This is a genomic window from Geodermatophilus sp. DF01-2, assembly GCF_004571065.1.
Lineage (GTDB): Bacteria > Actinomycetota > Actinomycetes > Mycobacteriales > Geodermatophilaceae > Geodermatophilus.
Genome location: NZ_SPQN01000099.1, coordinates 1 through 13,655, shown reverse-complemented (window position 1 = coordinate 13,655; position 13,655 = coordinate 1). Strand labels below are relative to the sequence as shown.

General features: G+C 73.2%; 12 protein-coding genes. 11 read left to right on the top strand and 1 reads right to left on the bottom strand.

Annotated elements, in window-relative coordinates; translation table 11 throughout:
- From E4P41_RS19160 to E4P41_RS19115, 10 genes are all read left to right on the top strand, one after another.
- The coding region (locus E4P41_RS19160) for a molybdopterin dinucleotide binding domain-containing protein (protein WP_280661277.1) at window positions 1–874 on the top strand (874 nt) is incomplete at its 5' end.
- Window positions 871–2,376 (top strand): NADH-quinone oxidoreductase subunit NuoH, encoded by a 1,506-nt coding sequence (nuoH, locus tag E4P41_RS19155; RefSeq protein WP_245177483.1) that lies wholly within the window; start codon window positions 871–873, stop codon window positions 2,374–2,376. The genes E4P41_RS19160 and nuoH, both read left to right, overlap by 4 nt.
- Window positions 2,369–3,016, top strand: a complete 648-nt coding sequence (gene nuoI, locus E4P41_RS19150) for an NADH-quinone oxidoreductase subunit NuoI (RefSeq protein WP_135142833.1) — start codon at window positions 2,369–2,371, stop codon at window positions 3,014–3,016. The genes nuoH and nuoI overlap by 8 nt, the downstream gene beginning before the upstream one ends.
- Window positions 3,013–3,855, top strand: a complete 843-nt coding sequence (locus E4P41_RS19145; protein WP_245177482.1) for an NADH-quinone oxidoreductase subunit J — start codon at window positions 3,013–3,015, stop codon at window positions 3,853–3,855. The genes nuoI and E4P41_RS19145 overlap by 4 nt, the downstream gene beginning before the upstream one ends.
- Window positions 3,856–3,928: 73 nt before the next feature.
- Window positions 3,929–4,228, top strand: coding sequence for an NADH-quinone oxidoreductase subunit NuoK (gene nuoK / locus E4P41_RS19140; RefSeq protein WP_135142832.1), 300 nt, complete (start codon window positions 3,929–3,931; stop codon window positions 4,226–4,228).
- A gap of 16 nt (window positions 4,229–4,244) precedes the next feature.
- Window positions 4,245–6,140, top strand: a complete 1,896-nt coding sequence (gene nuoL, locus E4P41_RS19135) for an NADH-quinone oxidoreductase subunit L (protein WP_209307807.1) — start codon at window positions 4,245–4,247, stop codon at window positions 6,138–6,140.
- Window positions 6,141–6,206: 66 nt separating this feature from the next.
- On the top strand, window positions 6,207–7,859 hold the full coding sequence (locus E4P41_RS19130) for an NADH-quinone oxidoreductase subunit M (protein ID WP_135142831.1): 1,653 nt from the start codon (window positions 6,207–6,209) through the stop codon (window positions 7,857–7,859).
- Window positions 7,859–9,406 carry an NADH-quinone oxidoreductase subunit NuoN gene (gene nuoN, locus E4P41_RS19125; protein WP_135142830.1) on the top strand — a complete coding sequence of 516 codons (1,548 nt, stop codon included), beginning with the start codon at window positions 7,859–7,861 and terminating at the stop codon, window positions 9,404–9,406. Before E4P41_RS19130 ends, nuoN begins: the two co-directional genes overlap by 1 nt.
- The gene (locus tag E4P41_RS19120; protein ID WP_135142829.1) at window positions 9,406–10,464 is read left to right on the top strand and encodes a polyprenyl synthetase family protein; all 1,059 of its coding nucleotides are present in this window, start codon (window positions 9,406–9,408) and stop codon (window positions 10,462–10,464) included. Before nuoN ends, E4P41_RS19120 begins: the two co-directional genes overlap by 1 nt.
- Before the next feature lie 12 nt (window positions 10,465–10,476).
- The gene (locus E4P41_RS19115; protein ID WP_135142828.1) at window positions 10,477–11,682 is read left to right on the top strand and encodes a PQQ-dependent sugar dehydrogenase; all 1,206 of its coding nucleotides are present in this window, start codon (window positions 10,477–10,479) and stop codon (window positions 11,680–11,682) included.
- A gap of 38 nt (window positions 11,683–11,720) precedes the next feature.
- Here E4P41_RS19115 and E4P41_RS19110 read toward each other — a convergent pair whose 3' ends face one another.
- Window positions 11,721–12,395: a pyridoxamine 5'-phosphate oxidase family protein gene (locus tag E4P41_RS19110; protein WP_135142827.1), complete on the bottom strand. Its 675-nt coding sequence runs from the start codon at window positions 12,393–12,395 to the stop codon at window positions 11,721–11,723.
- Window positions 12,396–12,481: 86 nt separating this feature from the next.
- Here E4P41_RS19110 and E4P41_RS19105 point away from each other — a divergent pair.
- The coding region (locus E4P41_RS19105; RefSeq protein ID WP_135142826.1) for a PLP-dependent aminotransferase family protein at window positions 12,482–13,655 on the top strand (1,174 nt) is incomplete at its 3' end.

Below are 13,655 nucleotides of genomic sequence, written 5' to 3'. Positions count from 1 at the left end.
GATCTGCCCGGTCGGCGACGCCGGGGCCCGCGCCCAGGTCGCCGCCGCCTGGGGCGTCGCCGACCTGCCGCCCACCCCCGGCCGCGACGCCACCGGCATCCTCACCGCGCTCGTCCACGGGGAGCTCGCCGGCCTGCTGGTCGGCGGGGTCGACCCGGCCGACCTGCCCGACCCCGGCCTGGCCGAGGCCGCCCTGGCCCGGGCCGCGTTCGTGGTGAGCCTGGAGCTGCTGCCGAGCGCGGTCACCGAGCACGCGGACGTCGTCCTGCCGGTGGCCGCCGCCCCGGAGAAGGCCGGCGCGTACCTGGACTGGGAGGGCCGGCTGCGTCCGTTCGACGCCACGCTGCACGGCACGGGGCAGCTCCCCGACGGCCGCGTGCTGCAGGGGCTGGCCGACGAGCTGGACGTCGACCTGCGGCTGCCCGCCCCCGAGGTCGCCCGCGCCGAGCTCGCCGCCCTGGGCGTCGTTGCCGAGCGCCCCCGGGTGACCGGTCCGGACGTCGCCGCGCCGGCCGACCCGGAGCTCGCCGAGGACCAGGCGGTGCTGGCCTCCTGGCGCCACCTGCTCGACGTCGGGACGCTGCAGCGCGACGAGCCCGAGCTCGCCGGCACGGCGCGCCCGCCGGTCGCCCGTATCGGCAAGGACGTCGCCCGCCGCCTCGGCCTGGCCGACGGCGACCGGATCACCGTCGAGGGATCCATGGGGCACGTCACGTTGCCGGTCCTGGTCACCGAGATGCCCGACCAGGTGGTCTGGCTGCCCATGCGCTCGCCGGGCAGCGAGATCAGGACCGCGCTGGGCACCGGACCAGGAGGCGTCGTGCGGCTCGTCGCCCCCGCCCGGCCCACCCCCACCGCGGAGGGAACCGCATGACCCCGTTCGCCATGTCGTCTCCGCTCGCGGCGGAGAACCAGCCGACGCTGGAGGACTTCGGCACCGACGTCTGGTGGATCGTCCTCATCAAGGTCGTCGGTGTCTTCGTCGTCCTCGTGCTGCTGACGCTGTTCGCCATCGTCTTCGAGCGCAAGGTCGTCGCCCGGATGCAGCAGCGGATCGGTCCCAACCGGGTCGGCCCCCGCGGCTACCTGCAGAGCCTCGCCGACGGGCTGAAGCTGGCGTTCAAGGAAGACATCATGCCGGCGCTGGCCGACAAGCCGGTCTACTTCCTGGCGCCGGTCATCTCGGCCATCCCGGCGTTCGTGGCCTTCTCGGTCATCCCGCTCGGGCCGACGGTGAGCATCTTCGGCGAGCGCACGCCCCTGCAGCTGACCGACGCCCCGATCGGCGTGCTGGTCGTGCTGGCCATGTCAGCGATGGGCGTCTACGGCCTCATCCTGGCCGGGTGGGCATCGGGTTCCACGTACCCGCTGCTGGGCGGGCTGCGCAGCGCGGCGCAGGTCATCAGCTACGAGATCGCGATGGGGCTGTCCATCGTCGCGGTGTTCCTCTACGCCGGCACGATGTCGACCTCGGAGATCGTGGCCGCGCAGGCCGGCGGCAACGAGCTGTCCTTCTTCGGCCTCGAGTTCACCGGGCCGAGCTGGTTCGCCATCCTGCTGCCGGTCTCGTTCGTCATCTACGCGATCGCCGTGGTGGGCGAGACCAACCGCGCGCCGTTCGACCTGCCCGAGGCCGAGAGCGAGCTCGTCGGCGGCTTCCACACCGAGTACTCCTCGCTGAAGTTCGCGCTGTTCTTCCTCGCCGAGTACATCAACATGGTCACCGTCTCGGCCCTGGCCGCCACGCTGTTCCTGGGCGGCTGGCGCGCGCCGTGGCCGATCTCGATCTGGGACGGCGCCAACACCGGCTGGTGGCCGCTGCTGTGGTTCTTCCTCAAGGTCGTCGCCGCGCTGTTCGTCTTCATCTGGCTGCGCGGCACGCTGCCCCGGCTGCGCTACGACCAGTTCATGGCGTTCGGCTGGAAGGTGCTGGTTCCCACCGCGCTGGTCTGGATCCTCGCCGTGGCCACCATGCGCACCGTCGCCCGCGAGGCCGACCTCTCCACCGGGGAGGTGGCGCTGTTCGTGGGTGTCCCGATCGCGCTGGTGGTGCTCGCCGGGTTGCTCGTCGCCAGCCGGGCCAGCAACCGGGACACCCGCATCGCGGCGACCAAGGCCGCGGCCGGCTCGATCCACCCGACCGACGCCGGGGGGGTGGGGGAAGGCGAGGTCCTCCCGCCGGCCGGTCCGCGCCGGCGGCCCGCCCGGCCGACCGGCACGAGCCGAGCCGAGGGCGGCTTTCCGATCCCACCCATGGACCTGGCCGTCCCCCCGTCGCCCCGGCTGCGCCGCCGGGAGACCGTCGCCGCCGGCGGCGTGGTCAGCACCGGCCGGCGCGGCCAGGGCACCACCGGAGAAGAGGACGGCGATGCCTGAGCAGAACCCATCTGCGACCGGCTCCGAGAAGGGGCTGGCGCAGGCTGCCCGCGGCGAGCTGGCCCCGCGCGACCGGGACGCCGGCCCGGTCAAGCGGTCCAGCTGGCTGCCGGGCCCCGGCCAGGGCTTCGGCGTCACCTTCGCGCAGATGTTCCGCAAGGTGACCACCGAGGAGTACCCGTACGAGCCGAAGGTGACCAAGCCGCGCTACCACGGCCGGCACGTGCTCAACCGGCATCCCGACGGCCTGGAGAAGTGCGTCGGCTGCGAGCTGTGCGCCTGGGCCTGCCCGGCCGACGCCATCTACGTCGAGGGCGGGGACAACACCGAGGACGAGCGCTACTCGCCGGGAGAGCGGTACGGGCGCGTCTACCAGATCAACTACCTGCGCTGCATCTTCTGCGGCCTGTGCATCGAGGCCTGCCCCACCCGCTCGCTGACCATGAGCAACGACTTCGAGCTGGCCGACGACAACCGGGCCGACCTCATCTACACCAAGGAGCAGCTCATGGCCCCGCTGCTGCCCGGCATGGAGGCCCCGCCGCACGCCATGCGGCTGGGCGACGACGAGAAGGACTACTACGTCCGCACGCCGGACCCGACCTCGCCCGCCGAGCCGGTCACCGAGGAGCGGGTGTGAACGGCCTGGAGTCGATCGAGATCGGTACCGGGGAGGCCGTCGTCTTCTGGGTGCTCGGCCCGATCGCGCTGGCCGGAGCGCTGGGCATGGTGCTCTCCCGCAACGCCGTCCACTCGGCACTGTGGCTGGTCAACACGATGCTGGCGCTGGGCGTCTTCTACGTCGTCCAGGAGGCGCCGTTCCTGGGCGCGGTGCAGATCATCGTCTACACCGGCGCCATCATGATCCTTTTCCTGTTCGTGCTGATGCTGGTCGGCCGCGACTCCTCCGACTCGGTGGTGGAGACGCTGCGCGGGCAGCGGGTGGCGGCGATCGTGCTCGGCCTCGGCTTCGCGGGACTGGTCGGCGCCGGCGTCGCCCGGGCCACCCAGGACCTCCCGGTCACCGGGCTGGCGGGGGTGCAGGGCCTCGAGATCAGCAACATCGAGGCGATCGCCGGGGTGTTGTTCACCCGCTACCTGCTGGCGTTCGAGGTGACCAGCGCGCTGCTGATCACGGCCGCCGTCGGCGCCATGGTGCTGGCCCACATCGAGCGCGAGCCCGGCACCCGGTCCACCCAGAAGGAGCGGTCGCGGGCCCGGTTCCTCACCGACCGGCCGCAGACCCTGCCCGGGCCCGGCGTCTACGCACGGGGCAACTCCGTCGCCGCGCCGGCCCTGCTTCCCGACGGCCGGCTCGCCGAGGACAGCTTCGCGACCGGGATCGAGCCCCAGGAGGCCGAGCAGATGCCCCGTCCCACCGGCCGGGCCGAGCTCGGCAGCCCCGACGCGGCTCTCGGCTCGCTCGAGCCCACGGTCAGTGACGTGCCCGGCGGCCGGGAAGGCGGTGATCACCGGTGAGCGAGCGTGCGAGCTCGGCCATGGGTGCAGCAGCCCGGCGAACGGGTTCGACGAGCGCCGGCGAGGAGAAGCCGTGAGCCTCACGCACTACCTGGTGCTCGCCGCGATCCTGTTCACCATCGGCGCGGTCGGCGTGCTGGTGCGGCGCAACGCGATCGTCGTCTTCATGTGCATCGAGCTGATGCTCAACTCGGCGAACCTGACGCTGGTCACCTTCGCCCGGGCCAGCGGCACCCTCGACGGCCAGATCATGGCGTTCTTCGTCATGGTCGTCGCCGCGGCCGAGGTCGTCGTCGGCCTCGCGATCATCATGTCGCTCTTCCGGACCCGCCGGTCGGCGTCCGTCGACGACGCCAACCTGCTCAAGTACTGAGAACGGGGACCGGTCGATGGAAACAGTGCCCGCCGACGGGCTGATCGCCGCCTCCTGGCTGCTCATCGCGTTGCCGCTGGCCGGCGCCGCCGTGCTCCTCCTCGGAGGACGCCGTACCGACCGGTGGGGGCACCTGCTCGGCACGGGCACCGTGGTCGCGGCCTTCGTGCTCGGCCTGCTGTGCACGCTGCAGCTGGACGGCCGGCAGGTCGAGGTCGGCCTCTACACCTTCGTCGCCACCGGGTCGCTCGACGTCCCGGTGGGCCTGCTGTTCGACCCGTTGTCCGCGGTCTTCGTGCTGCTGATCACCGGCGTGGGTGCGCTCATCCACGTCTACTCGATCGGCTACATGGCGCACGACCCGCGCCGGCGGCGGTTCTTCGCCTACCTCAACCTGTTCGTCGCGGCGATGCTGCTGCTCGTCCTCGGCGACAACTACGTGGCCCTCTACGTCGGCTGGGAAGGCGTGGGCCTGGCGTCCTACCTGCTCATCGCCTTCTGGCACGAGCGCCCGGCGGCGGCGACCGCCGCGAAGAAGGCGTTCATCATGAACCGGGTCGGGGACGTCGGGCTGGCGCTGGCGATCTTCCTCATGTTCGCCCAGTTGGGCACCGTCTCCTACGACGGCGTCTTCGGCTCGGTGGGCACGCTCGCCGCCGGTACGGTCACCGCGATCGGGCTGCTGCTCCTGCTCGGCGCCTGTGGCAAGTCCGGCCAGTTCCCGCTGCAGGCGTGGCTGCCCGACGCCATGGAGGGCCCCACCCCGGTGTCGGCGCTCATCCACGCAGCGACCATGGTCACCGCCGGGGTCTACCTCATCGCCCGCAGCGCACCGATCTACGACGAGACGCCGACCGCCCGCGCCGTCGTCCTCGCCGTCGGCGCGATCACCCTGCTGATCGGCGCGATCGCCGGCTGCGCCCAGGACGACATCAAGAAGGTGCTGGCCTACTCGACGGTCAGCCAGATCGGCTACATGTTCCTGGCCGTCGGGCTCGGCCCGATCGGCTACGTCGCGGGCCTGGCGCACCTGCTCACCCACGGCTTCTTCAAGGCCGGGCTCTTCCTGGGTGCCGGCTCGGTCATGCACGCGATGAACGACCAGGTCGACATGCGCCGCTTCGGTGGGCTGGCCCCGCACATGAAGGTCACCTTCGTGACCTTCGGGCTGGGCTACCTGGCGCTGATCGGCTTCCCGTTCCTGTCCGGCTTCTACACCAAGGACGCCATCATCGAGGCCGCCTTCGACCGCGGCGACGGGTGGGGGTACCTGCTCGGCGGGGTGGCGATCCTCGCGGCCGGGCTGACCGCCTTCTACATGACCCGGCTGATGCTCATGACCTTCTTCGGCCGCCCCCGGTGGGAGCCCGGCGTCCACCCGCACGAGTCGCCGCCGGTGATGACCGCGCCGATGGTGCTGCTGGCCGTCGGGTCGGTGTTCGCCGGCTTCCTGCTGGTGGTCGCGTTCCCGCTGGAGGAGTGGCTGGCACCGGTCTTCGGCGAACCGGTGGAGGCCGAGCACGTGGTCGCCCCGATCGTGGTGAGCGTCCTGGTCACCGCCGTCATGGTCATCGGTGTGCTCACCGCCTGGCTGTTCGTCGGCCGCCGCGAGGTGCCGGCGGCAGCGCCGGTGCGGGTGTCGCCGGTGACCCGAGCCGCCCGCCGCGCGCTCTATGCCGACGCGGTCAACGAATCGCTGTTGATGCGGCCGGGGCAGTGGCTGGCCCGCGCGCTGGTGTTCGTCGACAACCGTGGAGTGGACGGCGCGGTGAATGGCCTGGCCGCGTCCCTGGGCGGCTCGTCGTCCCGGCTGGGCCGCACGCAGACCGGCTTCGTCCGCTCCTACGCCCTCTCGATGCTCGGCGGCGCGGTGGTCGTCGCCGGTGCGCTGCTGGCGGTGACGGCGGGATGAGCGCGACCACCCCTGGACGAGAGGCGACGTCGTGAGTTGCCGAGCCGGAGCTTGCGGAGGCGAGCCATGAGCACCTTCCCGTACCTGCTCGCGATGATCGTCGTCCCGGCGGTCGGCGCCGCGGTCGTGGCCGCACTGCCCAAGGGCCGCGACGAGCTGGCCAAGCAGCTGAGCCTCGGCGTGAGCCTGCTGGTCCTGGTGCTCGCGGTGCTCGCGACCGTGGCGTTCGACGCCGGCGGCGAGCGGTTCCAGCTGACCACGTCGGTCGCCTGGATCCCCGACTTCGGCGTCGACTTCGCCCTCGGTGTCGACGGCATCGCGCTGGTGATGCTGCTGCTCATCGGCGTCCTGGTGCCCGTCGTGGTGCTCGCCTCGTGGCGGGACGAGCCCCCCGGACGCCGGTCGATGCAGGCCTTCTTCGCCTGGCTGCTGCTGCTCGAGTCGCTGATGGTCGGCGTCTTCGCGGCCACCGACGTCTTCCTGTTCTACGTCTTCTTCGAGGCGATGCTCGTCCCGATGTACTTCATCATCGGCAGCTTCGGGGGCCCGAGACGGCAGTACGCGGCGGTCAAGTTCTTCCTCTACAGCCTCGTCGGCGGGCTGGTCATGCTGGCCGCGGTCATCGGGCTGTACGTGGTCAGCGCCAGCGAGCTCGGCGAGGGGACGTTCGCCTTCGACGCGCTGCGGCAGATCGAGATCGACCCGGGCGTGCAGAAGCTGCTGTTCCTCGGCTTCTTCATCGCCTTCGCGATCAAGGCCCCGCTGGTGCCCTTCCACACCTGGCTGCCCGACTCCGGCGCCGAGGCGCCGATCGGCGGGTCGGTGCTGCTGGTCGGCGTCCTGGACAAGGTGGGCACGTTCGGGTTCCTCCGCTACTGCCTGCCGCTGTTCCCCGACGCCTCCCGCGACCTCGCGCCCTACGTGCTGGTCCTCGCCGTCGCGGGCGTCCTCTACGCCGCACTGCTGGCGATGGGTCAGAGCGACATGAAGCGGCTGGTCTCCTACACCTCGATCGCGCACTTCGGCTTCATCGCGCTGGGCATCTTCGCCTTCACCACCGAGGCCGGCACCGGGGCGGTGCTCTACATGGTCAACCACGGCATCGCGACCGGCCTGCTGTTCCTGGTCGTCGGGATGCTCATCGCCCGCGGCGGCTCCCGGCAGGTCGGCGACTACGGCGGCGTGGCCCGGCAGGCGCCGCTGCTGGCCGGCGTCTTCCTCGTCGCGGGGCTGGCCTCGCTGGCCCTCCCGGGCACCAACAGCTTCGTCAGCGAATTTCTGGTGCTGATCGGCTCGTTCCCGACCCGGCCGGTGTTCACGGTGCTGGCCACCGTCGGCATCGTGCTCGCCGCGCTGTACGTCCTGCTGCTCTACCAACGCACCATGCACGGCCCGCCGCGCGGCGTGCTGCTCGAGGGCGGCATCCACGGCGGCGATCCGTACGACGACGTCCCTCCGGCCCGCGGCGGTGCGTCCGCCGCCACCGCGACGGTGACCGCCCCGGCTCCTCCTGCCGTCCCCCGGCTGCGGGTCCGGGACCTCTCCCGCCGGGAGACGGCCGTCGCCGCGCCGATGGTGGCGCTGGTCATCGCGCTGGGCGTCTATCCGCAGCCGCTCATCGAGCTCATCGAGCCGGCGGTCGCCGCCACGATGAGCGAGTTCGAACTCGATCCTGACGGCGACGGCGTCGTGCCCGCCGACACGGAGGGGACCGACTGATGATCCAGGCCCCCGACCTGTCCCTCGGCGCCCTGGCGCCGCTGCTGTTCGTCTTCGGCGCAGCCTGCGTCGGCGTCCTCGTCGAGGCCTTCGCCCCTCGCGAGACCCGGCACCCCGTGCAGGTCGCCATCGCCCTCGTCGGCACGCTCGGCGGGCTGGTCACCAGCCTGCTGCTGGCGGGCGAGCGGCAGGTCACCGCCGGCGGCGCGCTCGCCGTCGACGGGGCGGCGGTGTTCCTGCAGGCCACCATCGCCGGCCTCGGCGCGCTGTCGATCCTGCTGTTCGCCGAGCGCTCGCTGGACCCGGCCCGATCGGCGTTCGTCGCCGCGGCGGCCGTGCCTGCGGGCAGCCCGCGCGACCGCGAGCTGATGACGGCGCACCGGGTGCAGACCGAGGTCTACCCCCTCACGATGTTCGCCATCGGCGGCATGATGCTCTTCGTCGCGGCCAACGACCTGCTGGTGATGTTCGTCGCGCTCGAGGTGCTCAGCCTGCCGCTCTACCTGATCAGCGGGCTGGCGCGCCGTCGTCGGCTGCTGTCGCAGGAGGCGGCGGTCAAGTACTTCCTCCTCGGCTCGTTCGCCTCGGCGTTCTTCCTCTACGGCCTCGCCCTGGTCTACGGCGCCACCGGCAGCATCCGGCTGTCCGCCATCCGGCAGGATGCCGCCGCGGAGACCGGCGGCGGCGTCCTGCTGGTCCTGGGCCTGGCGCTGCTGATCGTCGGCCTGATGTTCAAGGCCAGCGTGGCCCCGTTCCACGCCTGGACGCCGGACGTCTACCAGGGCGCTCCGACCCCGGTCACCGCCTTCATGGCCGCCTGCACCAAGGTCGCCGCGTTCGGGGCCATCCTGCGGCTGCTCTACGTCGCCTTCGGCACCAGCGAGTGGACCTGGCGGCCACTGGTCTACGGCATCGCGATCGTCTCGATGGTGGTCGGCGCGGTCCTCGGGCTCACCCAGACCGACCTCAAGCGGATGCTGGCCTACTCCTCGATCGCGCACGCCGGCTTCCTGCTCACCGGCGTCCTCGGCTTCGGCGGCGGCGCCGACGGCACGGGCTCCGGGCTCGGCGCGACGATGTTCTACCTGCTCGCCTACGGGTTGGCCACGCTCGGCATCTTCGCGGTGCTCACCCTGGTGCGCGAGGGCGACGGCGAGGCCACGCACCTGTCGAAGTGGGCCGGGCTGGCCCGCCGGTCGCCGCTCACCGCGGCGGTGATGGCGCTGTTCCTCCTCGCCCTCGCCGGCATCCCGCTCACCAGCGGCTTCACCGGCAAGTTCGCCGTCTTCCGGGCCGCGATCGACGACGGCGCCTGGCCGCTGGTGGTCGTGGCACTGCTGGCCAGTGCGGTCGCGGCGTTCTTCTACCTGCGGGTCATCGTGCTCATGTACTTCTCCGAGCCGGCCGCGGACGGCCCGACGGTCGGCGTCCCCGGCCTGCCGACGACGATCGTGCTGGCCGTGACGGTCGCCGCGACCGTGGTCCTGGGCGTCGTGCCCGGGGCGGTGCTCGATCTGGCGGAGGAGGCGGCTATCTTCGTCGGTTGATGACCGGAGCCAGCGCCGCCGTCGGCGGGGAGACCCCGATCGACTCCTGGCAGCGGATCTCGACGCCCCCCTCGACGGTCGGGCCGTGGCTGCCCGAGGGTGACCTCGGCGTCCGGCTCGCCGAGGGGCTGACCCGGGTCGAGGACGCGTTGCTCACCGCCGTCGGCAGCGAGCATCCCTTCGTGCGCGAGGCCGCCGGACATCTCGTCGCCGCCGGTGGCAAGCGCTTCCGCCCGCTGCTGGCGCTGCTCGCCGCCGAGCTGGGGGACCCGCACGCCGAGGGGGTGACCGAGGCCGCGGTCGTCTGCGAGCTCACCCACCTGGCCACGCTGTACCACGACGACGTCATGGACGAGGCCGCCGTCCGCCGCGGGGCGCCGAGCGCCAACAGCCGGTGGTCCAACAGCATCGCGATCCTGACCGGGGACTTCCTCTTCGCCCGCGCCTCCGACCTGCTGGCCGATCTCGGCCCCGAAGCGGTGCGCATCCAGGCCCGCACGTTCGAGCGGCTGGTCACCGGTCAGATCCGGGAGACCGTGGGCGCTCAACCCGGCGACGACCCGGTCGCCCACTACCTCGACGTGCTGGCCGACAAGACCGGCTCGCTGGTGGCCACCTCGGCCCGCTTCGGTGCCTCCTTCGCCGGGGTGGCCCCGAACCTCGTCGCCGCGCTGACCGCTTTCGCCGAGGAGGTGGGGGTCGCCTTCCAGCTCTCCGACGACCTGCTCGACATCGTCAGCCAGGACGGCGCCTCCGGGAAGTCCCCGGGCACGGACCTGCGGGAGGGCATCGCCACGCTGCCCGCCCTCTTCGCGCTCGCCGGCGACGACCCGGCCGAGCAACGGCTGCGCGAGCTGGTCGCCGGCCCCATCGGCGACGACGCCGAGCACGCCGAGGCGCTGGCCCTGTTGCGGTCGTCGGCGGCCCTGGAGCGGGCGACCCGGGTGCTGCACGAGTACGCCGCCCGGGCACGGGCCCGGCTGGTCGACGTCCCGCAGGGCCCGGTTCGCGAGGCGCTCTCCGCTCTGTGCGACTACGTGGTCACCCGTACCAGCTGAGCACGGATCCCCATGCCCCCCACCGCTCGCAAGCTCGCGGCGGGACCCTGCCTGGGGGCCTTCCTGCTGCTCGCCGCCTGTTCGACGACCTCCGCCGGGCCCGACCGCCCCGCCGCGGCGGGTGTCACCAGCGGGACGGCGGCGACCGTCCCGGCCGCGGCACCGGCCCTGGACGTGGACGTGCTCGCCGACGGCCTCGACCACCCGTGGGACGTCGTCCAGGCGCCTGACGGGACCCTCCTGGTCGACGAGCGGGCCGGCGGTTTCACCGCTGTTCTCCCCGACGGGACGGTGCGCGAGCTGGACGCCGACTTCGACGACCTGTTCGCCACCGGCGAGACCGGGCTCATGGGCCTGGTGCTCGACCCGGAGTTCGCGGACAACCGCCGCTTCTACACCTGCCAGGGCGTCGAGGAGGACGGCGGCGCGGAGATCCAGGTCATCGCCTGGATCGTCGACGAGGAGTGGACCACCGCCACCCGGGTCGACGACCCGCTGCTCGGCGACATCCCGGTCAACGAGCGCAGCGGCCGGCACGGCGGCTGCCGGTTGCGCTTCGACCCGTCCGGCGCCCTGCTCGTCGGGACCGGCGACAACGCCGTCGGCAGCAACCCGCAGGACCTCGACTCCCTCGCCGGGAAGGTGCTGCGGATCGACCCGGACACCGGCGACGCCGCCACGGGCAACCCGTTCGTCGGTCCCGGGGACGGGGCCGACGACCGGATCTACACCTACGGCCACCGCAACGTGCAGGGCCTGGCGGTGCGCCCGGGGACCCAGCAGGTCTTCTCCGTCGAGCACGGGCCGGACGTGGACGACGAGGTCAACCTGCTGGAGCCGGGGGCGAACTACGGCTGGGACCCGGGACGGGGCGGATACGACGAGAGCGTGCCGATGACCGACCCGGACATCCCCGGCGCCGTGCCGGCGGTGTGGTCCTCCGGCGATCCCACCATCGCACCGAGCGGAGCGACGTTCCTCGAGGGCGGGCAGTGGGGCGCCTACGACGGGCTGCTGCTGCTCGGGGTGCAGCGCGACCAGGGCGTGCTGGCGCTCCGGCTGGCCGAGGACGGCTCGCTGGTCGAGCAGTTCCGCCTGCCGGAGCTGGAGGGCACGTACGGTCGCATCCGCACCGTGCAACAGGGCAGCGACGGGGCCTTGTACGTCACGACCGACAACGGCGGCGGCGACGACGTCCTCCTGCGCGTCACCCCCTGAGAATCCACGGCGCGCAGATCGCGTCCGGGGGGCTCCGGTCAGGACACCCGGTCGCGGACGCGGGTCGGCACCGGGGTGCCGCGCGGGAGCAACGGGCACGGTTCCGGCTCGCCCACCACGGTGCGAACCGGCAGCACCCCGGCCCACACCGGGTCCGGCTCGTCGGGACCGGGCACGTCGCGGTCGTCGTCCCCGGGCGGGCCGGTGCGCACCTTGACGCTGGCCTCGGTCAGGTCCAGGGCGAGCAGCGCGGTGGCGGCGAGCTCTCTGCGGTCGGGCTGCCGGGTGGCCGCCCAGGAGCCCGGGGCCAGGTGCTCGGTGAGCACCTCCAGGCCGAGCAGGCGCTCGTCCGGGTCGGTGACCGGCCGGACGACGCCGTGGACGACGGCGCAGCGGTAGTTCATCGAGTGGTGGAAGGCCGAACGGGCGTAGACCACGCCGTCGAGAAGGGTCACCGTGAAGCAGACCGGCACGCCGGCGGCCGCGGCCCGTAGGGACGCCGCGCCGGTGGAGCCGTGCAGGTAGAGGATGTCGCCCCGCCGCCCGTAGCCGGTGGGCAGCACGATGGGCGAGCCGTTCACCACGAGCCCCAGGTGACCGACGAGGCCGGCGTCGAGCACGGCGTGCAGCTCGGCACGGTCGGTCCGGGCCCGCCTGGCGCCGCGACGGACGGTGCTGCGGGCGGTGGGGGAGAGCGGCGGTGCGGCGTCCATGGCCCCCACCGTGCCCGGTCGAGTGGCCTTCCTCCAGGGCCAATACGCTGGCATCCCAGCAGGCCACCGTCCCAGGGGGAGGTCCCGTGGTCGACGTCCCCCCGGTGGTGCTCGACCGCACGTCGGGGACGCCGCTGTCGGTGCAGCTGGCCGACGCGCTGCGGGCGGCGGCGGTGGGCGGCACGCTGCGTCCCGGGGACCGGCTGCCCTCGACGCGGGAGCTGGCGGCCGCGCTCGGGATCAGCCGCACCGTCACCAGCGCCGCCTACGACCAGCTGCTGGCCGAGGGCTGGGCGGGCGGCCGCCGCGGGGTCGGCACCTTCGTGGTCGGCGCGGCGGCCGCGCTGCCGGCCCGTGCGCCGGCGCGTCCCGCGCGTCCGCGGAAGACCGCCGCGCCGGTCGACCTGCGCGCCGGTGCGCCGTGTCTGGAGGTCCTGGACCGGGCGGCCTGGCGGCGTGCCTGGCGGGCCGCCGGTGACCTCGCCCCCGACCCCGGTCCCGAGCCGGTCGCCGACCCGGCTTTCCAACGCGCGGTGACCGAGCACCTGCTCCGCCACCGCGGCCTGGCCGCTGCGCCCGAGGACGTCCTGGCCACCGCCGGAACCTCGGCGGCGGTCGCCGAGCTGGCCGGGCTGCTGCCCCGCGGCAGCCGGGTGGCGGTCGAGGACCCCGGCTACCAGCGGGTGGTCGGTGCGCTCCGCGACGGCGGCGTCACCGTGGTGCCGGTCCCCGTGGACCGGGACGGCCTGGTCGTCGACGCCGTCCCGCGGGGACTGGCGGCGGTCTACTGCACCCCCGCCCACCAGTACCCCCTCGGCAGTCGGCTCTCCGCGGCCCGGCGGCTGGCTCTGGTCGCCCGGGCCCGCACCGAGGGCTGGTGGGTGCTGGAGGACGACTACGACGGCGAGCTGCGCTACGACGTCGCACCCCTGCCGCTGCTGGGTGCTCTCGGGCCGGACGTCGCGGTGCATCTGGGCACCACCAGCAAGATCGTCAGCCCGACGCTCGGTGTGGGCTGGCTGGTCGCCCCGCCGGAGCTGCGTACGGCGCTGGTCGACCGGCGGACGGCGACCGGCAATCGGCCGGCGCGGGCGGGGCAGCGGGTGTTCACCGCGCTCGCCGAGAGCGGCGACCTCGCCCGGCACCTGCGCCGGCTCCGCCGGGAACTCGCCGCCCGGCGTGCGGAGGTGCTGGCGGCGGTCGGCCCGACCCAGCTGATGGACCCGTCGGCGACGTCGACCACGGCGTCGGGCACAGATC